The organism is Streptomyces sp. NBC_01384, from assembly GCF_045040035.1.
GTDB lineage: Bacteria > Actinomycetota > Actinomycetes > Streptomycetales > Streptomycetaceae > Streptomyces.
In genome coordinates this window covers 10,030,433-10,049,346 of record NZ_CP109559.1, presented here as the reverse complement: position 1 = coordinate 10,049,346, position 18,914 = coordinate 10,030,433, and the positions used below count along the sequence as shown (strand labels likewise).

15 protein-coding genes and 2 pseudogenes are annotated in these 18,914 nt (G+C 68.5%); 8 read left to right on the top strand and 9 right to left on the bottom strand.

Annotation, left to right across the window (positions count from 1 at the left end; all coding sequences use genetic code 11):
* The first annotated feature begins 195 nt into the window (after positions 1-195).
* Entirely contained in the window at positions 196-381 is a 186-nt protein-coding gene (locus OG747_RS46235; RefSeq protein ID WP_405885354.1) for a class I SAM-dependent methyltransferase, read from the top strand.
* 653 nt (positions 382-1,034) lie between these two features.
* Here the strand turns inward: OG747_RS46235 and fusA are convergent.
* The gene (gene fusA / locus OG747_RS46230) at positions 1,035-3,149 is read right to left on the bottom strand and encodes an elongation factor G (protein ID WP_405885353.1); all 2,115 of its coding nucleotides are present in this window, start codon (positions 3,147-3,149) and stop codon (positions 1,035-1,037) included.
* Positions 3,150-3,577: 428 nt separating this feature from the next.
* Positions 3,578-4,066, bottom strand: coding sequence for an NADPH-dependent F420 reductase (locus OG747_RS46225; RefSeq protein ID WP_405885352.1), 489 nt, complete (start codon positions 4,064-4,066; stop codon positions 3,578-3,580).
* Positions 4,067-4,231: 165 nt separating this feature from the next.
* On the opposite strand from OG747_RS46225, the gene OG747_RS46220 reads away from it, so the two are divergent.
* The 3 genes and pseudogenes from OG747_RS46220 (at position 4,232) to OG747_RS46210 (ending at position 7,038) form a co-directional block, all read left to right on the top strand.
* A complete protein-coding gene (locus OG747_RS46220; RefSeq protein WP_405885351.1) occupies positions 4,232-4,972 on the top strand; it encodes a class I SAM-dependent methyltransferase in 741 nt (246 codons plus the stop codon).
* A 202-nt stretch (positions 4,973-5,174) separates the two neighbouring features.
* Positions 5,175-5,918, top strand: a complete 744-nt coding sequence (locus OG747_RS46215; RefSeq protein WP_405885350.1) for an amidohydrolase family protein — start codon at positions 5,175-5,177, stop codon at positions 5,916-5,918.
* Between the two features lie 116 nt (positions 5,919-6,034).
* Positions 6,035-7,038 (top strand): annotated as a pseudogene (locus OG747_RS46210) (IS5 family transposase).
* A 783-nt stretch (positions 7,039-7,821) separates the two neighbouring features.
* On the opposite strand, the pseudogene OG747_RS46205 reads toward OG747_RS46210, so the two are convergent.
* Both OG747_RS46205 and OG747_RS46200 read right to left on the bottom strand, forming a co-directional pair.
* Positions 7,822-8,513, bottom strand: a pseudogene (locus OG747_RS46205) (FAD-dependent oxidoreductase); the annotation flags it as partial.
* Between the two features lie 67 nt (positions 8,514-8,580).
* On the bottom strand, positions 8,581-9,279 hold the full coding sequence (locus OG747_RS46200; protein WP_405885349.1) for an SDR family oxidoreductase: 699 nt from the start codon (positions 9,277-9,279) through the stop codon (positions 8,581-8,583).
* Positions 9,280-9,559: 280 nt separating this feature from the next.
* On the opposite strand from OG747_RS46200, the gene OG747_RS46195 reads away from it, so the two are divergent.
* The 3 genes from OG747_RS46195 (at position 9,560) to OG747_RS46185 (ending at position 12,475) form a co-directional block, all read left to right on the top strand.
* Positions 9,560-9,745 (top strand): hypothetical protein, encoded by a 186-nt coding sequence (locus OG747_RS46195; RefSeq protein WP_405885348.1) that lies wholly within the window; start codon positions 9,560-9,562, stop codon positions 9,743-9,745.
* 371 nt (positions 9,746-10,116) lie between these two features.
* The gene (locus OG747_RS46190; RefSeq protein ID WP_405885347.1) at positions 10,117-11,124 is read left to right on the top strand and encodes a zinc-binding dehydrogenase; all 1,008 of its coding nucleotides are present in this window, start codon (positions 10,117-10,119) and stop codon (positions 11,122-11,124) included.
* Between the two features lie 778 nt (positions 11,125-11,902).
* Positions 11,903-12,475 (top strand): 4-oxalocrotonate tautomerase family protein, encoded by a 573-nt coding sequence (locus OG747_RS46185; RefSeq protein WP_405885346.1) that lies wholly within the window; start codon positions 11,903-11,905, stop codon positions 12,473-12,475.
* Positions 12,476-12,496: 21 nt separating this feature from the next.
* Here the strand turns inward: OG747_RS46185 and OG747_RS46180 are convergent, their stop codons facing one another.
* The 4 genes from OG747_RS46180 to OG747_RS46165 form a co-directional block, all read right to left on the bottom strand.
* Entirely contained in the window at positions 12,497-13,219 is a 723-nt protein-coding gene (locus OG747_RS46180) for a hypothetical protein (RefSeq protein WP_405885345.1), read from the bottom strand.
* A gap of 41 nt (positions 13,220-13,260) precedes the next feature.
* Positions 13,261-13,641 (bottom strand): hypothetical protein, encoded by a 381-nt coding sequence (locus OG747_RS46175; RefSeq protein WP_405885344.1) that lies wholly within the window; start codon positions 13,639-13,641, stop codon positions 13,261-13,263.
* A 33-nt stretch (positions 13,642-13,674) separates the two neighbouring features.
* The gene (locus OG747_RS46170; protein WP_405885343.1) at positions 13,675-14,394 is read right to left on the bottom strand and encodes a hypothetical protein; all 720 of its coding nucleotides are present in this window, start codon (positions 14,392-14,394) and stop codon (positions 13,675-13,677) included.
* A gap of 135 nt (positions 14,395-14,529) precedes the next feature.
* Complete coding sequence (locus tag OG747_RS46165) at positions 14,530-15,258, bottom strand: alpha/beta fold hydrolase (RefSeq protein ID WP_405885342.1); 729 nt, start codon at positions 15,256-15,258, stop codon at positions 14,530-14,532.
* 296 nt (positions 15,259-15,554) lie between these two features.
* Here OG747_RS46165 and OG747_RS46160 point away from each other — a divergent pair, with 296 nt between their 5' ends.
* Entirely contained in the window at positions 15,555-15,911 is a 357-nt protein-coding gene (locus OG747_RS46160) for a hypothetical protein (protein WP_405885341.1), read from the top strand.
* Positions 15,912-15,926: 15 nt separating this feature from the next.
* Here OG747_RS46160 and OG747_RS46155 read toward each other — a convergent pair whose 3' ends face one another.
* Positions 15,927-18,683 carry an AAA family ATPase gene (locus OG747_RS46155; protein ID WP_405885340.1) on the bottom strand — a complete coding sequence of 919 codons (2,757 nt, stop codon included), beginning with the start codon at positions 18,681-18,683 and terminating at the stop codon, positions 15,927-15,929.
* Between the last annotated feature and the right edge of the window lie 231 nt (positions 18,684-18,914).

The following is an 18,914-nucleotide window of genomic DNA, read 5'->3' as shown; positions in this document are numbered from 1 at the left end:
TCCCGCGCGCCCTGCACCACCTCGTCACCGCGGGCAAGATCCGCTACGGCGGCTTCTCCGCTCGCCGCGCCCGGGTGAGCTGGAGCGCCTCGAAGCCCACCTCGCGGGGCTGGACGTCCGGCTCACCCCGGCGCGGATCGCTGCAGGGGACGAGGTGTCGGCCCGAAGTTCCAAAAGACCTGGTCCGGCGCGGGTATGACGCACGTTCACTGCGCTATGACGAGGCATGTGACGGCAGGACACCGCGTCGCCGGCGTAGACATCAGCGAGGTGCAGATCCGTCGGGCTCAGATGCTCGTGCGGGAGGCCAACTTCATCAGGGCCGACGCCACCTCGGTTGAATTCTCCGGCGGATCGTTCCCTACGGTGGTATCCCTCTGAGTTCGAAATTACGCGCTGAGGACGAACTTGACCGACGACAGGTGTCGCGGGCGGGAAGGACTCGGTGACGCCGGAGCTGGAGTAGCCCACGTCGGCGGTGAAGGTGATGCCGCTGATCGCCGCGGCGGCGTCACTGCTGGGGAACAGGAGGGGACAGGCCTGTTCCAGAGGGGTCGCCGGCTGGGTGCCGGCCTCCGCTCGGTAGTCGGCTGCGAATCCGAGCCACGTCGCCGCGGCGTCACGGGGTCGGGCGAACAACAGATTCCCCGCACACAAGTCCAACCGCTCCTGACAGGGTCATACGCCGGGTCTTGCCCTCATCATTGAGCCCACGCCACCTGGGCCGCGGGTGCTGTTCGGTCTGCTTCTGTCGCTGCACGCGCCCCATGTGGCCCGCAGCTCATCGAAAGCAGACAGCAATGGCGAACACCCGGGCCGCATCGGCCAGTTCTCGTGTCGGAGCCACGTCGTGATCGCGGCCCGCCTCCCGGGCTTGATCATGCCCCTCGTCTATCTCTGCGCAGTCGCCGCAGCCATGGTCTGGTACTGGCGGCATCGCGGCGAGTAGAAGGAGGGCCCGGAAGGCACGAGGCGGCCATATGTACGGCGATGACGACGGTCCCGCCCGCGTGCGGGCGGGACCGTCGTCGGGGTTACGGGGCCGGTGTCCCGTTGGACGCCGTGCTCGGTGCCGGGGCGTAGCCGGCGGGACGGGTGGTGAAGACTCCCCGGCCCTGGGTCCGGCTGCGCAGCCGGGTCGCATAGCCGAACAGTTCGGCCAGCGGCACGGTGGCGTTGATCACCACGGCGCCCGCTCGCGCGACCGAGCCCGAGACCTGCCCGCGTCGCGCGGCCAGGTCGCCGAGCACCCCGCCCACGGCGTCGTCCGGCACGGTGACCGTGACGTCGACCACCGGTTCCAGAAGAACCATTGTGGCGGCGCGCAAGGCATTCCGCAGCGCGAGCCGACCGGCCGTCCGGAACGCCATCTCCGAAGAGTCCTTCGGATGGGTCGCTCCATCGGTCAGGACGACGCGCACCCCGGTGACCGGGTGACCGCCGAGCGGCCCTTCGGCCAGGGCGTCACGGCAACCGGCCTCCACCGCCCGGACGTACTCCTGCGGCACCCGTCCACCGACGACGGTCGAGCGGAACTCGAAGCGCGTCGCGCTGTCGCCGCCGTTGTCGACGGCGGTGCCCGGGGCGGCCTCCAGCGGCTGCACGTCGAGCACGACATGCGCGAACTGACCGGCGCCGCCGTCCTGCTTGACGTGCCGGTAGACCAGCCCGGTCACCCCGCGGGCGACTGTCTCCCGGTAGGCCACCTTCGGCCGGCCGACGCGGACGTCCAGCCCGTGGGCGCGCCGGATCTTCTCCACCGCGACCTCCAGATGCAGTTCGCCCAAGCCCGACAACACCATCTGGCCGGTCTCGGCGTCGGTGCGGACGACGAGCGAAGGGTCCTCCTCGGCCAACCGCGTCAACGCCGACACCAAGCGGTCCGCGTCCGTGTTCCAGCCGGCTTCGACCGCCACGGAGACGACCGGATCGGCGGCCGTCGGCGGTTCGAGTACCAACGGAGCCGCCGGGTCGCACAGGGTCGACCCGGCGCGGGCCGACTTCAGCCCGACCACCGCGACGATGTCCCCGGCCACCGCCCGGTCCAGTTGGGCGTGGCGGTCGGCCTGGACCCGCAGGATCCGGCCGATCCGCTCGGTGCGCCGCACGCCCGAGTCCCATACCGCCTCTCCCTTCCCGATCGTTCCCGAGTAGACACGCAGGTACGTCAGCCGCCCCGAAGCGGTCGCGTTCACCTTGAACACCAGTGCCGCGAACGGCGCCGCCGGATCTGCCGTCCGCTCCTCCTCCTCCGTACCGTCCCGGGTGCCGCGTACCGCGGGCACGTCCAGCGGCGAGGGCAGATAGGCCAACACGGCATCCAGCAGCGGCTCGATCCCGCGGTTGCGGTAGGCCGAGCCGCACAGCACCACCACGCCGTCACCGGAACGGGTCAGGTCGCGCAGCGCGGAGGCCAGGGTCTGCGCGGAGAGCGCCCCCTCCGTGCAGAACTCCTCCAGCGCCACGGGGTGGAGTTCCGCCACCGCTTCCTCCAGCCGTCGGCGGCGACGGTCCGCTTCGGCCCTCAGTGCCTCCGGCACCGGACCCTCCTCGACCGCGTCGCTGCCGTCGGCCCAGACCAGCGACCGCATGCGCAGCAGATCCACCACCCCGGTGAACCCCGCCTCGGTGCCGATCGGCAACTGGACGACCAGCGGGGCCGGGTGCAGCCGCTGCCGGATCGACTCGACGGCGGTGTCGAGGTCGGCACCGGCGCGATCCAGCTTGTTGACGAAGGCGATCCTCGGTACGCCGTACCGGTCGGCCTGCCGCCACACCGACTCGCTCTGCGGCTCGACTCCCGCGACGGCGTCGAACACCGCGATCGCCCCGTCGAGCACCCGCAGTGAGCGCGCAACCTCGTCGGAGAAGTCGACGTGGCCCGGGGTGTCGATCAGATTGATCCGGTGGGCGTCCCAGGCGCAGCTCACGGCCGCGGCGAAGATGGTGATACCACGGTCGCGCTCCTGGGGGTCGAAGTCGGTGACGGTCGTGCCGTCGTGGACCTCACCCCGCTTGTGCGTGGTCCCGGTGACGTACAGGATCCGCTCGGTGATGGTGGTCTTGCCCGCGTCGACGTGGGCGAGGATGCCCAGGTTGCGGACGGCGGTGAGAGGACTGGTGAGTTGACGGTGCAGGTCGGTACGCACGGCCCATGGCCTTTCGGAATGATCCAGAACGGGGCGGCGCGATTCCCGGACGAGACGGCCTGCGATCTGGCCGTGCGGTGACCTCGGGCACGGCACATCCGCGTCTGGACGTGCGTCACCATGGCCCGATAGCGGGCTGACAGAGGTCAGGTGTTCGTCACGGACAACCGGTCCCGGCCGCGCAGCCGGCACCGGGCCCACGAAGACACGAGGATCACCTCGTACCGTGACCGGGGAACAACGACAGCGGTGCGTTGACGCACGGCCCGGCTCCCCTCACTCGTCACGAAACGCGCCGCGGTGTCCTGCCGTTGTGGCAGCCCTTTGTGGCAGCGCGTGTTGTGTGGCGAGTGTAGGGAACCCGGAGCGGTCGGGGCATCGGATTTTCCCTCGGCAGTCCCGGGGCATTGTCAGCGGTGGTGCGCACGTCAGCCGACGTCCTGCAGCAGCAGGTGCTTTGCGCTGAGCGCACCGTCCAGCTGCATCAGCTGCCCGCCCTCACGCAGACCGCCGAGATCCAGGGCGGCGAATCCGAATTCGTCCAGCAAACCGGCCACGGCTGCCTTCGCGTCGGCGTCGTCGCCCGCGTAGAAGGCCACTAAAAGCCGTCCTTCGGCATGCCGGGGCTCCGCAGCGATGAACGGGGCGTACAGGGTGTTGAGAGCCTTCACGACCCGGGCGCCGGGAAGGTGGCTTGCAACCCACTCGCTGCCCGTGAGGTCACCGACGTCGTACCGGCCCCGATAGGGATTGGCCGCTGCGAACTGATTCGTCGTGTCGACGACGATCTTCCCGGACCAGGTGGTGAGGCGTGTCAGTTCCGGCACGGCGAAGAACGGCACCGACAGGAAAACGAGCTCCGGCCTCGCCGCCTCCTCGGCCGTCACTGCGCGGGCCTTCGGCCCCAGCCTGCCCACCGCTGTACTCCTGGAACTGGTTTCGTCAGCAGGAGCGGGCAACGTTTGTCGACGTTTTCGGTACCAGGGGCGATCAAGCAGCTCGAAAATGTCGATGAGAACTGGAGAACTGACAACGCTGCGCGCTCCTCCCGATGCCAGCGGGACGCGCGCATACTGCGTGGTATGGCGACTTACAACACCATCGGGGCGACCTACGCTTACACCCGGCGGCCGGACCCCCGAATCGCCGCCAAGATCCATCAGGCCCTCGGTGGTGCTGCCACCGTGATCAACGTGGGAGCCGGCACCGGCTCCTACGAACCGCCACAAACGCTGCTGGCTGTCGAACCCAGCGCAGTGATGATCGCCCAGCGTCCGGCCGGATCCGCGCGGGCTCTGGAAGCATCCGCGGAGTCGATCCCTCTCGCCGATGACTCGGCCGATGCGGTGATGGCCCTTCTGACCGTGCACCACTGGAGCGACCTGGAAGCCGGCATCGGGGAACTCCGTCGCGTCGCCCGGCAACGGATCGTCATCTTCACCTTCGACCACGACATCAACCGCAGGTTCTGGCTGCTGGACGAGTACCTGCCCGAGGCAGCCGCGTTCGACGGCACACGAGCCGTCGGCCTCGACCGCCTGGTCACGCTGTTAGGAGGCGCCCGCGTCGAGACCGTCCCCATCCCGGACGACTGCACCGACGGATTCCTCGCCGCATTCTGGCGCCGACCCGAGGCATACCTCGATCCGGAAGTCCGGGCGGGTATCTCGATGTTCGCCCAGATCAGCGACGACGTCATCCAGCCAGGCTTGGCCCGGCTGTCCGACGACCTGTCTTCCGGCCGGTGGCACCGACGCCATGCCGACCTGCTCGACCGCGAAGCCCTCGATGCCGGCTACCGGCTTGTCGTAGCCGACCTGTAAACCAGGCGGGCCGTCTGAGTGCACAGTCAAACGGTGGCTGTGGGCAATGCGCACCGGCTACGGTCGCAGTAAGCGATCGCTTGGCCACTTCAGTGCAGGACAACCGGTGGCGCCAGCAGAGGCAGGGAACTTGATGCCGGTCATCGATGCGTGGATGCAGCACCCAACGCTCCGTCACTCCAACCACGAGATGTTTGAGTCATTGCGTCGATGGACGGGCCAGGGGCTGCTGAAGGAGCCGTTGCCGGTCAAGGCCACAGTGGCCGCGATGGCCGCGGGCGGTGTCGAGGTTGGGCTGTCAGCGGCCTGGTACGGGCCCCACGGGCCGCTGATCAGCAACGACGAAGTGGCCGAGTTCGTCGCCCAGTCCGACGGACGGCTGCGGGGGGTGGCCGGCGCGGACCTCACGCGGCCGATTCATGCCGTGCGGGAACTGCGCCGCGCTGTGCAGGAACTCAGCTTCGTGGCCCTGCGGATCGTGCCCTGGCTGTGGCAGCTCCCGCCCACCGACCGGTTGTACTACCCGCTGTACGCAGCTTGCGTCGACCTCGGCATCCCCTTCTGCACACAGGTCGGGCACACCGGCCCGCTGCGCCCGTCCGAGACCGGCCGTCCCATCCCCTACATCGACCAAGTCGCGCTCGACTTCCCCGAGCTGACCATCGTCTGCGGACACATCGGCTACCCGTGGACCACCGAGATGATTGCGGTGGCCGACAAGCACGCCAATGTCTACATCGACACCAGCGCCTACACTGTCCGGCGCTACCCACGCGAGCTGGTCGACTACCTACGCGGCCGGGGCCGCAGGAAGGTGCTGTTCGGCACCAACTACCCCATGATCACCCCTGGCCAAGCGCTGGAACACCTCGGTGAACTGGGCCTGGACGAGGAGGCCACCGAGCTGTTCCTGTCCGGCAACGCCCGACGACTCTTCAGTCTTTGATCACACCGGGGCAGCGCCGGGGCCAGATGAGGATCGCTGCTAGGGCGCGTATCTGGTTTCGATCAATCTGCCGGATCTGGCCCGCGCGGTGGGGTGGATCCGGTAGATCGTCGTGTATGACGCGTGCGCAACTGACTGATGCCGAGTGGGCGTTGATCGAGCCGTACCTGCCGGTCGGCGAGCGGGGTCCGTACCCGGAGCGGCTGCGGCAGCAGTTCGAGGGAGTGATCTGGCGGTTCAGGGCGGGTGCGCAGTGGCGTGAGGTGCCGAGTGAGTTCGGCGCCTGGACGACTGTGTCCAACCGGTTCCGGCAGTGGCGGGACGCCGGGGTCTTCGAGGCGCTTCTGGAGGGGATGATCGCGGAGGCCGCGAAGCGGGGTGAGGTGGACTTGTCCCTGGTCAGTGTGGATTCCACCACCGCCCGGGCTCACCACGACGCTGCCGGGATGCACCTCGGCCAAGAGGTCATGGCCGCCTTGGAGAAGGCGGCCGCCGAGGAGGAGAATGCCCGCCAAAAGGGGGCAGTCCGGAAGGACAAGACGGGCAGGGTGCTTTAGCTGATCCCGAGCGGGAGGAACGGCGACGTATCCGGCGCCGGCACAAGGCCCGCCTGAAAGCAGCCCTGCTCGGACGCTCGAGGGGCGGGCAGACCAGCAAGATCCACGTCGCCGCCGACCGCAAGTGCCGCCCGCTGGTCTTCGTCCTGACCGCCGGCCAGGCGGCGGACAGCCCGCAGTTCATCCCGGTACTCAAGAAAGTCCGGGTGCCCGGGCCGGTCGGCCGCCCCCGGACCCGGCCCGACGCTGCTGCCGGCGACAAGGCCTACTCGTCCCGCGGCAATCGCTCCTACCTGCGCAAACGACGCATCAAGGCGGTCATCCCGGAGAAGAAGGACCAGGCCGCCAACCGCAAGAAGAAGGGCAGCCGGGGCGGCCGGCCCGTCAGCCACGACACCGCGCTCTACAAAGAGCGGAACACAGTCGAGCGTCTGATCAACAAGCTCAAGGCGTGGAGAGGCATCGCCACCCGCTACGACAAGACACCCAAGAGCTACCTCGCCGGAGTCCACCTGCGCGGCTCGATGATCTGGATCAAGGAGCTCGCGCGGGCCACCCCTTGATCAAAACCAGATACGCGCCCTAAGCGGTCTCGGTGATATGGGCTGTGGTTCGGATAGGAGGTAAGCATGGGCTGCCCATGTCGGAGCTTTGCGTGTGGAGTTGACGTCTGATCAGGGATGCGAGGTGCGTGAGCGGCTGCGAGCACGTGATCTCTCACCGGGCACCAGGCTGCATCTGGAGTGCATACGCCTGAGGGGGCGGGGGCTGACCGTCCCTGGGGTGGCTGACCTGCTCGAATGCAACGCGGTCACCGTGCAGGGTTGCGGTTCACCGTTTCGCGGCCGGTGGGTTCGACGCGCTCGTGAGGGCGCTTAGCCAAGACGGCAGCGTGAACTCGATCCACGATGCGCGAGGCCAGGACGGCCAGTCAACGACCACGCTGGCGGCATGAACAGGCTCGCACGGCGTCGTGCCGCCGAAGAAGAGTGGCTTCAACGGCACGACAAGCCACTTGGCCTGCTAAATCACTCAGTGCCGGGCGATGCGTTCTCCGCGCGGATCATTCTCCGGAGGCTGGTGCGAGCAGCCGCGAGGTCGTCTTCGAGCTCACTGACTCGGCCTTCCAGGAGCGCTTTCTCCTCCGTGGCTTGATGGAGGCGGCCTTCGAGGTGTGCGGTGGCCTGTGTCAGCTCCTGGACGTGTGTGACGAGGTCCCGGGAGTTGGCCTGGTCGAGTTGATGTCCGAGGTGAAGGCGGGCCGCCTGCCGCAGCTGGTCGCGCTCGGCCCGTAGCTTCGCGATCTCTTCTCGGGCTGGAAGCGGATCGGGCAGGCGTTGCCGCCGGCCCTGCCGCTTGAAGCGTCGGGTGAGTTCGGCAGAGACTTCTTCATCCTCCAGCGGCGCGATCCGGTCGAGGAACTCAATCAGCGTGACCTCGACGCCGTAGGACCGAAGCAGATAGGCGAACTCGACCCCGATGGCGCCTGCGCCGGCGATGATCAGGCTCGCCGGGAGGCTGTCGGCGAGGATCTGCTCCTCGTAGGTGACGACGCGCATGCCGAGCGTCGTCCCCGGCAGGAGTTTCACGGTCGCTCCGGTTGCGATGATGCAGGAGCGGAAGGAGAGCGTCGCCTCGCTGTCGTTCATCCGTACCTGCATGGTGTGGGGATCCAGGAAGGTGCCCCGACCTTCGAACTGAGTGATCTTGTTCTTGCGCATGAGGTACGTGACGCCCTTCGAGCGTCCCTCGGCGACCACCCGGCTGCGCTCGTAGGCGGCCCGGTAGTCCAGGCTCACGTCCCCGCTGATCTTCACCCCGAACTTCTCCGCGTCACGCGGGAACATCTGTGCGACTTCGGCATTGCGCAGGAGCGCTTTCGCCGGGATGCACCCGATGTTCAGGCAGACGCCACCCCAGAACCGGCCCTCCGTGACGGCTGTGCGCAGCCCCAGCTGCGCCGCACGGATGGCCGCCACGTATATCCGCCCGGGCCGACTCCCAGGACGACGACATCGAAGTCCGCACTCGTGTTCATCACTCTGCCCTCGCCCTTGCTCCGCTTCCGGGTACGGCCGGTCTCCACTCACCCCGCGCCAGCTCGTTCAGGCGCTCGGGTAGAGGAGTTCCAGGGGACCGGACAGTGCGGCGCGCACCCGGCGGGCGGTCTCGTCGACGAGTACCTCCGGCTCATCGCGGCTGATCGCGTCCATGGTCTGTGCCGCCACTTCCGCAGCCTCCACCTTCGGAGCCTCGACTCCTGCGGTGGCGTCAGTGTCCACGTACCCCACATGCACACCGACGACCAGCGTCCCCTGCTCACGCAGTGCCACGCGCAGCGCGTTGGTGAGCGACCATTGGGCAGCCTTCGACGCCGCATAACCGGGGAACCGGTTGTTCGCCCGCCAGGAGGCCACCGACAGCATGTTCACCAGGGCTCCGCCACCGTTGGCGGCGAGGACGGGCGCGAAAGCCCGCGAAACCGCCCAGGTGCCCAGATAGTTCACCTCCAGCTCCTGCCGCGCGCCCTCCAAAGACCCCTCCAGCAGGCCCGGCCCGGCCTGGATGCCGGCGTTGTTGATCACGATGGTCGCGTCGGACGCCGTCATCGCCGCGGCCGCGATCTGGTCCGTGTCGGTGACGTCCAGGCGCAGTGGTTCCAGTCCGGGCTCTCCGAAGTCCTCGGGCCTGCGGACACCCGCGTACACCTTGGCGGCACCCCGTGCCAGCAGAGCGTGCGCGAAGGCCCGGCCGATACCCCGGTTCGCGCCGGTCACCAGCGCAACCGACCCATTGATCTCCATCGGACACCTCGTTTCACGGTTCCCCCGTAGGGGCGTGTGCAGTCCGGACCGAGGCGGTGCAGCCGAGAGCGCCGCCTCCCCACTCATGCTGGCGCCAACGGCCCGGCACCACATCATGTGGGGTCCGTGGTGGTGCTCAGCACACGACTACGTAGTGGCTGGTTGATCAGGTGATCAGGGTCTCGCGCAGGATGTCACGCGCGGGCACCTGGTCCCTGGCCTGGGCTTGATCCGCTTTGACGGCCACCGAGCGGTGGGCTGCAGCCCCATCCTGCCGAACATGGCCTTCCCACCTCTCTCCGCAGCCGACGGGGACGAAGGCGTGCTTCCCGCGCATGCGCCGGCAGCGGCGGCCGACGCTCCGGCGACGGTCGCCGACAGGCAGCTGAGCCGTTTCCTCCGCCCCGACGCCCTGGTCGCCCCGCACCTGACCCAGTCGCCCCGTTTCCCTGCGCCGGCGCCCTGACCTGCCGCGCGCCGCGTCGTCGGCCGCCCGGCGCCCACGTCGCGTAGGCACGGGCCATCAGAACCACGCACTCCACGTGATGCGGTCCCGGTGCGCGCTGGTGAGCATGGAAGGGTGGTCACTGAGCACCCTCAGCGGTGACCTGCCCTGACGAGCAGAGTCGCACGCTTCCCTCCACAAGTCCCTGCAGGCTGGGCACACCGCCGGGTCGGCTGCAGGAGCCGATGCCGGGCAGCCCGCACGGCCTTCCAGCGATGGGCGGGCGGCTGATGCGGCTGCACGGTGCGCTCAGCGCAAAGCACCTGCTGCTGCAGGACGTAGGCCGACGTCTCGGTCACCGCCCACACACACCCGTGCGCACGAGGAGCATCATGAACCGTCGTGTCGTCTGCACCCGTGGCGGGTTGCCCGCCGACGTCCTGACCGTCATCGAGGAGCCGGCGCCGGCAGCGCCTGGGGGCGGTCAGGTCCTCATCCGCACCACGGCCTTCCCGGTGCACCCTGGAGATCTCCAGGCCGTCGAGGCCTACCCAGGGGAGGCTGCAGAGCCGCTTCCGGCCGGCGTGGAGGCCACCGGCGTGGTCGAGGGGATCGGCCCGGGAACGCGCGTGGCGCCGGGTGTCGAGGTCGGCGCCCGCGTATCGGTCTTCCCCCACCCAGGGGCGTGGTCCCAGTGGATCGTCGCGGATGCCGACGTGGTTGTCGCCGTACCGGACGAACTGTCGGACGAGGTCGCCGCGCAGATGCTGGTGAACCCGCTCACCACGGTGATGCTGCGCCGTGAGGCGCAGGAGCACCTGGCCCTCGGATACGACGGTCTTCTGGTGCAGACCGCCGCGGGCTCGTCGGTCGGGCGGCTGGTGACGGGCGTGTTCCAGTTCCACAACCTGCCGCTCGTCAACGTCGTCCGCAGCGAGCGCGGTGCCGCCGAGCTGCGCAAGCGGTTCCCGGACGTGCCGGTCGTGGCAACAGAGAATCCGGGCTGGGCCGACGAGGTCCGCAAGGCAGCCGGCGGCCGTCCGGTCAGTGTGGCCTTCGACCCGATCGGGGGGAAGCTGGCGGAGAGCCTTCTGGACCTGTTGACGCCGGGCGGGAAGCTGGTCAGTTACGGGCAGATCGCCGAGGAGCCGATCTCGCTCCATGCGTCGACGCTGCTGCACCAGTCGCTGACGCTGCGGGGCAAGAACATCGGCAGATGGCTGTCCGAGGCCTCCGCCGAGAGGCGGGCTTCCGACGTCGCCACCGCGAAGCAGATCGCGCTGGCACTCAACGACCTGTTCGACGTGGCCGCTACGTACGGCCTTGGCGAGGTGGCCAACGCCGTGGAGCACGCGGTACGGCCCGGCAAGGTCGGCACCGTCCTCGTCCGCCCCTGGTAGCCGCCAATCTGCGGCGGCGCCCGGTGACCTCGTCAGGCAGCCATACGTTCCCGGTCGCTTCCAGGACCACCTCGCCGTCCGGGCGGAGCGGCTGCGCGCACTCGCGCAGGCCTTCGGGGCGCAGGAGACCCACTCCGCGCCCCGGTCCGGGCTCCCCGCCCAAGCTGCCCGGCCGTCCAGACCTCCTGGGCGCGGTCGTCGACGAGACAGCCCTTTGCCAATGCCTCCGTCGCACGGCGTTCACAGTTGGGTCTGGCCGTCGTTGACCTCGTACACGGAGCCGGTGACGAAGGCGGCTTCGTCCGAGAGGAGGAAGCTCACCACGTTGGCGACCTACGATCGCAAGGAGTGAAGGAGTGAAGGAGTGAACGATGCGCCCCGAGGCGGCCTCCCTGCCGCTCTGCCTCTGCAGATGAGATCGAGCGCGTCGAGGAACGCGTCTGCCGCTTCGCGGTCGCCTTTCACCGTGGTGTAGTCGAGGCCTGGGCGCGGCACCACGTGCCGCTCGTAGTCCGCTCGCAGCAGTGAAGAGGGCGGTGACGTAGAAGGATCGGCCGTCCGGCTTCATGGCCTGACCACCCAGTTCTCGTGCAGAAGAGGCTCGTCGGTGTTGCCCGCCGGTTGCCTCTGCCGCCCGCATCGGGACTCAGAGGGTTATGGGCGGGCGGGGGTGACGGAAATGGAAACAGGCACGACTTTGCGCCGTCCCCGGACGGGCCATGGTGCGAACGGGCCAAAAGACGTCCCGTCATCAGGACCCGGGGACTGCCTGCCTGCAGTGCTCGCGCCCCAGGCCCCCTACGTGCCAGTTCGCCAGGACTACGTGCGTCGCGTGATGTCGGCTGCTGCCCAGGACGGTCATGATCGCAGTTCCGCGACCCTGCGGAGCCACAACCGGCAGGCACTCACCAAAGCGAGGATTTTTCTCATGCCCATGATCGACGTGTACGCCGCCCGGGGAGTCATCGAGGACCGCAAGGGACTTGCACAGGAACTCGCTCAAGCCGTCATGCGCTGGGAAAAGGTGCCCGTCATCCCGTTCTTCACCGACAATACGGCCGCCTTCGTCCACGAGCTGGACGCTGATTCCTTTTCCACCGCCGGTGGCGGCAGCGACCACGTCCGCGTCACCGTGACCACCAACGCCGACGCCTTGAACCGGGAGCAGCAACTCGGCCTGGTCAAGGAGATCTCCGAGCTGGTGGCCAAGGCATCCGGCGATCCCTCGCTGGCCGAACGCACTTGGGTCGCCTTGACCGAGGCGGTCCCCGGGGGCTGGGGCATCGGCGGCCACGCTTACACCAACGACGAAATCGTCGCGCATGTGCGCGCACTCCTCGGCAAGGACTGAGGCCCCGCTTGGCAGTTGCTGTCAGAAGTAGTGCACGTCACTCAGGTCGATACTGACCCTGAGGTGATCGTGGACGGGATGCCCGTCGGATCCGCGCAGATACGCGCGGCGCTTGGTGGGGAACTTGATCCCGTCCGCTTCCTCGATGTCGTACACATACTGGGCGGCCGCGAAACCGCCGGCGATATCGACGTGGTAGTCGTGGCGCCTGAGCAGAAGGTCTTCTCCGAAGTAGAAGTCCTGGATCGTACTGTGGCTTGCGATGTCGTCCGGGAAGGAGACCCGCAGGTGGCGCCATCGCTCGGTCGGCGACTCCTTCCACGGCTCCATTTCCTCCACGAGCATGCCTTTCATGGTCATGAAGAACGGCGTGGTCATGTGCGTCCACAGTGCGTAGCCGTTGAAGTAGGCGCGGTCCAAGGGATCCCAGGGAGTTTCCAGGGTGTGTTCGGCGAACGCCTGCCGTGGGTCGAGGCGTTCGGCCACGACGGTGCCGTCGGCGCGTTCGATCGCGATGCGACCGGGCGTGAAGTCCGATCGCTGCTTGGGGGCTCCGAAGGGGCGTACTGAAGCATGTTCCTCGTGCAGACTCACGGTCATGTGGCGAGGTTGAAGGTCCTGGGGCAGACCCTTGGCCGAGAAAAGCTCGCCGTCGCTGACGATCGTGGCCGTCGCGGTGGTGAGGTGCTCCCACCGCTCGACGCCGCCATGCGCCTCGATGACTTCTGCGAGCAGGTCGCTCATTTCCACTCCTCGCCCGGAGAAGCCGGGCACTCTGGTGAACTTCATTGGGCCCAAAGACGCCTGGAGAGTCCGGCGGCGAAGGCGACGACCTGCTGGAAGGGCTTGTGGTAGAGCTGGACTGCCCGGATGAGCCCTTCGTCGTCATAGGCCAGTACGGTCACCCCCGAGACCGGCTCGCCGAGGAACTCGCCCTCCCATTCGAGGTAGGTCCGCTTTCCGTTCGTGGTCTCGTGGACGAACGCGATGCTGTCGTACATGGTTCGGGTGATGCCGAAGAAGTGGCGCACCGCCGGTGGTCCGACGATCGGGTCCTCGGCGGTGGACAGCGCCAGTTCGACGTCGTCGGTGAAGGCGGAAGCGAATTCCTGCAGCGTGTCACGCCTGATGATCGCCATCCACCGTTCGCCGGGATTCCCGGACATTCGCGCTTCGTTGTTCATTTCCGGCCCTGCCTGTCAGGCGAAGTACGCGTCTTCGATGTCGATCGCGAGAGAGGTGGATTCGCGAGCCCGCGAGCCGTCCGGGTTGCGTACGTAGACCCGGCGCCGGGTGGGCACGATGATCCCGTCGAAATGCCGGTGCCGCGAGGCGTAGTGCACCGCTGGGCTGGGGCCGAGCAGATCGAAACCGAAGTCGGTACGCCGCAAGAGGCCCTCCCCGTCGAAGTAAAAGGTCTGTTGCTTCGACGGGGAGGCGAATGCGTCCGGATAGGTGACATGGAGGGCCGGCCAGACCGCTCCCTCCTCACGCCATGGTTTCGCCTCCTCGGTGCGGACGTCGTCGCGCAGAAGGTGGAACGGGACGGTGAGGCAGTTCCACAGGACTTCCGCCGCGAAGTACGCGGCATGGAAGTCGTCCCACGGTGTCTGCCGGGTGTGGGAGTCGAACCGGGCCCGGGGATGGGGCTGCTCGGCTACCAGGGCACCGTCGTCCTGCACGATGGTCTGGCGCTGCGGTTCCCACGTGGTGTGAAGTCCGGGTCGAGGATACGGAGCGATGGTCAGGCGTGGCTCGTGTGTCGCTCCGGTGATGGCGATGCAGTCGAAGAGGCCCTGGGCACCCTTGACCGCCCAGATGGCACCGTAGACATGTGCTCGGGCGCGGAAAGAGGACAGCGTGCGCCAGTGCTCGACTCCGCCGTGGGCTTGAACCGCCCGAGCGAGCAGATCCTGCATGGCGCTACCCTCCTGGTGCTGGTCTCCACGTGCCGGTCTCCACGTGCCGGTCTCCACGTGCCGGTCTCCACGTGCCGGTCTCCACGTGCCGGTCTCCACGTGCCGGTCTCCACGTTCGGAGCCCCGCCCCGGGGATCAGCCGATCTCGGCGAGTGCTCCGAGAATGACCTGAGCCACTTCGTCCGCGTGGGAGAGCGCGATGGCGTGGGAGCCGCCGTCGATCTCGGTGACGGTCGCCCCGATCCTCTTGGCCGCGGCACGCTCGGCATCCGGGTTGATCGCGTGGTCCGCGCCGGCGACGACGAACCAGCTCGGAAGCTTCTTCCAACCCGGCTCCACGGCCAGGGTCTCGCCGAACGCCACGTCGGCAGCCGGTCGTTGGCTGACTGCGAGCACGGCAGCCTCGTCGTCGGGCAGGTCCGCGCAGAACACCGAGTGGAAGTGCTCGGGCTGGATGTAGAACTCCGTGCCGGTCTCCTCGCCGCGCGGGAACGTGCGCGGCAGCAGTGCCGTGTCCAGCTCGGCAGGCGGAAAACCCTCGTTCGAGCCCAGGGTGGACACGCCCTGGGCGACGCCGAAGGAGGCCACGAAGACCAGGCCCTTGACGTTCTCGGCCTTGGCCGACGCGTAGGTGATCACCGGGCCGCCGTAGGAGTGGCCGACCAGCAGCACAGGTCCCTCGATCTGGCTCACGAGGCTCGCGATGTACTCACCGTCGGCGGTGAGCCCCCGCAGCGGGTTGGGTGCCGCGACCGCCGTCACGCCCGCCGCACTCAGGCGGCGTACGACGCGTGACCAGCTCGATGCGTCCGCGAACGCACCGTGCACGAGCACCACGGTGGCGGACGATACGGGTGACGTCATTGGTCCTTTTCCTCTCGCTTCTCCCGGCGGCCGCGGCCGTGCGGCGATTCCCGGGGCGGGTGCAGGCGGTCACCGTTCGCTGCCTGGTTGAAGAGGCCGCCCTGAAGACCACACTCCGACGAAGGGCGTGCTGGGGCATCCCGTGCGTTCCGTAGTCGGCAGCCGATTCCACTACGTGTGGTCTCGGGCGCGTGATCGCGTCCTTCCACCACTACGCGTGACACGGGATTACTCACAGACTGAAGTGAGGGAAGCGTCCGCGATGTCGCACCCCGACTCGACGGAAGGAGAGGGCGATGCTCCGCACGTACCCTGACGCCTCCGCACCGGGCGGCACCGGCGCCGACCTCTACATCAACCCGGACACCTTCCAGGAGATCTTCGCCAAGGCGACCGAGGCGGCCCTGACCCAGCGCCCACTGGCGCAGAGCACCTTCGCCGAACCACTCGACGGGGAGCCGGCCTGGAAGACCATCCCCAGCTGGGACCTGGTCACCCTTAACGATCACGCCATCTCCCCTGCGTGCCAGAAGTTCATGGCCGGCCGCGCCCGTGCCGAACCCACCACGTTCCGTGCCGCCCACGACGTGAGCCTCACCCGGCCCGACGCCGTCGACAAGGTCATCCTGAACGCGGCGATATCCGTCCGCTGACCGGCGGCACGCCCACTATGCCGAGGTGATGCAATCTCGCTGGTCCGACAACTCACGCCGGGAGTGGACATCGAGCTTCCGGAACACCTTCCGCAGGTGGTAGTCCACGGTGTGCACGCTGAGGTACAGCTGGGCCGCGATCTCCGCGTTCGTGGCCCCGCCGGCTGCCAGACGGGCGACACGGGCCTCCTGGGCAGTCAGGTCGCTGCCGCCGTTCCGGGCCCTCGCACCGGGCTGAACCGGATCACCGGCCGCCGACAGCTCCTGCTCTGTTCTGGCGGCGTAGCCCTGAGCGCCCATGTCGTCGAAGAGTTCGTAGGCGATTCTCAGCTCGTAACGGGCCTCCTTGGTTCTGCGTTCCCGGCGAAGCCATTCCCCGTAGAGCTGATGGCTCCGTGCCCTGCGCGACGGCCCCCGGGCGTCCTCGTGGTGCTGGATGGCCCGCAGGTAGAGCGCTTCCGCCGCCGATGGATCGGCGGTGGTCAGCGCCTGAGCGCGGGCAAGGTCTCCGAGCAGGCCCGGGACGGGTGTCCTGTCGGCCAGTCGGGACAGGCGTTCCACCAGGTGCGTCGCCTCGTCGTCCTTCCCGCAGCGGATCGCTGCCTCGACCATGTCGACAACGGCGAACTTGACCTGGCACGTGTCCCCGATCTGGCCCTCCAGACTGAGGTATGCCTCGTGATACCGGCCCTGGCTCAGCTCGACCACGCTGCGCGCGTAGTCACAGAAGACAAGCTGATATCCCTGGCCGGTGCGGGCGGCGTGCTCCTGGACGGCCTCCGTCAGCGCGCGGGCTTCCTCGAACCGGCCGCGCCACGCGGCGATGAGCAGGGCACCGAGGTGCAGCTGCGAGCCTCGGGCCTCCTCCAGCACGGCGCGTTGGTCGAACAGGCGCTCCGACTCCGCGAGGCGTCCGGCGATCAGTTCGGACAGTGCCGTGTGGCTGAGGGCCAAGGCCATCGGGATGACGGCGCCCTGGCGCCGGGCTTCCGCATGCAACCGCCAGGCCAGCTCGTGCAGGGCGAGGTCGTCGCCGAGCATGGTCGCGTGGGAGCAGGCCGCGGCCAGCAACTGGAACAGTTCGGGAGCCGTCGCCCTCTCGTGCCGTACCGCGTCGACGGCCCGTTGCAGCATCGGGCCGGCGCTTTGCAGCCCGTCGAGATGCACCGCCGTGTCGGCTTCGAGCACCACATCGCCCGTCGTGGCCGGCATCCCGGCGGGCAGCGGCAGGGAGCGAACCGTCTCGGCGACGCTGCGGCACGATGCCCCCTGCGGCGCGAGTGAGCCGCTGATCTGCGCCTGGACGAGTGCCTCCACGAGGATGTCGCGAGCCAGCCGGATGTCGACAGGGCCCAGTTCCCGGGCCGCCGTCAGCAAGGCGTAGGTCGCGGCCGCCGGGGCGCCCGTCAGCCGGTGGATCCGCGCTTGCACGCGCTGTACCAGGCCGTTGTAACACTGGTCCTCGCGGTAGGCGGCCGCTTCGTCGAGCAGGGCCTGGGCTCTCCCGGGTGAGCCGGCCACGGCACTGGCCTCCGCCGCGCCCAGGAGGCGACGAGCACGGGTGGGCAGGTCGGACGTCAAGGACGCTGCTCGCACCAAGAGGGTCGAAGTGCCGGTCCAGTCACCGCGATCGCGGGTGCGCTCCGCAGCACGTTCGAGTTCAGTGGCCACGACGTCGTCCGGATCGGTCGCCGCAGCCGCCAGGTGCCAGGCGCGCAGGTCGATCTCGCCGAGGTCCCCCGCGACGTCCGCCAGGGCGGCATGGACCCTCGCACGCTGCGCCACCGGGGCGCCGTAGTAGACGGCCGACCGGATCAGCGGGTGGCGGAACTTGACCGTCTCGCGGATCGAGAGGAGGTTCCGCTCCTCGGCGGCCGCCGCGGCGGCGGCGTCGTAACCCAGCTCCGGACCCGCCCGCCACAGCACGTTGGGATCACTCGTGGGATCGGCCGCGGAGGTCAGCAGCAGAGTCCGTGTCTGCGGGGGCAGCGCCAACGCTTCGCGCAGGTAGACCCGTTCCAGCGCCCGACCGAGGGGGACGGGCTCCGGCAACGGCGCCTCACCGCTGAGCTGATCGCTACCCAGTTCCCTGGCCGCCTCGATCAGGGCGAGAGGGTTGCCTCCTGTGGAGGCGATGATCCGGATGCGTACATCGGGATCGAGGACGCCAGGGACCACCGATTCCAGCAGCCGGCCGGCCGCATCCGTACCGAGGCCGGCGACGATCAGCTCGGGAAGCCCCGCAAGGTGGTCGACACGGTCGACCTGGTCACGTACGGCGAACACCATCGCCACCGAGTCGGCGTACAGACGACGGGCCACGAAGGCGAGCGCCGCGGCGGACTCCTCGTCGAGCCAGTGGGCGTCGTCCACCAGGCACAGTAGCGGTCTGTCGTCGGCGCGTACGGCCAGCAGCCCGAGCGAGGCGAGCGCGACGAGGAAGCGGTCGGGCGGGCTGGTCCGCTCCTGGAGCCCGAAGACCTGACAGAGTGCCTCACGCTGGGGATCGGGCAGCTTGGGAAGTTGGGCCAGGTGGGGTCTGAGCAACTGGTGCAGTGCGGCGAAACCGAGCTCGGCCTCCGATTCCACGGCGTCGAAGCGCATGATCTCGAAACCGCCGCCGGCCAGGGAATGAAGGTGGTCGAGGAGTGCGCTTTTGCCGGTCCCGGGTCCGCCCCGCAGTACCACGACCGCGCTCATCCCACGTCGGGTGGCGTCGAGGGTTGCCGTCAGCCGATCGCATTCCTCTTCCCGCCCGAACAGCTCGTCCACTGGTCAACCCCAAGGCGCTCGAGAGGGGCCGGCTTGCGCTGCTCTTTGGCAGGCGTGAGTCCGATCACCGATCCGCGTTCCATACTGGCCAGCGCCGGAGCCCTTGTCCAGTTGCCCCAGAAGGCAGGTTGTCCGACCCCGGTTCCCGCGTCCCGTGGTGCCCCCGGTCACCGGACCACGCGTCGCGCATGATGCCTCGTACGAGGAGTCGGCGTAAGACCGAAAAGGCGG

Coding starts and splice junctions, on each gene's coding strand:
- OG747_RS46235 (WP_405885354.1), top strand. CDS start 196: ATGACGCACGTTCACTGCGCTATGACGAGGCATGTGACGGCAGGACAC.
- OG747_RS46220 (WP_405885351.1), top strand. CDS start 4,232: ATGGCGACTTACAACACCATCGGGGCGACCTACGCTTACACCCGGCGG.
- OG747_RS46200 (WP_405885349.1), bottom strand. CDS start 9,279: ATGGAGATCAATGGGTCGGTTGCGCTGGTGACCGGCGCGAACCGGGGT.
- OG747_RS46195 (WP_405885348.1), top strand. CDS start 9,560: ATGGCCTTCCCACCTCTCTCCGCAGCCGACGGGGACGAAGGCGTGCTT.
- OG747_RS46190 (WP_405885347.1), top strand. CDS start 10,117: ATGAACCGTCGTGTCGTCTGCACCCGTGGCGGGTTGCCCGCCGACGTC.
- OG747_RS46180 (WP_405885345.1), bottom strand. CDS start 13,219: ATGAGCGACCTGCTCGCAGAAGTCATCGAGGCGCATGGCGGCGTCGAG.
- OG747_RS46175 (WP_405885344.1), bottom strand. CDS start 13,641: ATGTCCGGGAATCCCGGCGAACGGTGGATGGCGATCATCAGGCGTGAC.
- OG747_RS46170 (WP_405885343.1), bottom strand. CDS start 14,394: ATGCAGGATCTGCTCGCTCGGGCGGTTCAAGCCCACGGCGGAGTCGAG.
- OG747_RS46165 (WP_405885342.1), bottom strand. CDS start 15,258: ATGACGTCACCCGTATCGTCCGCCACCGTGGTGCTCGTGCACGGTGCG.
- OG747_RS46160 (WP_405885341.1), top strand. CDS start 15,555: ATGCTCCGCACGTACCCTGACGCCTCCGCACCGGGCGGCACCGGCGCC.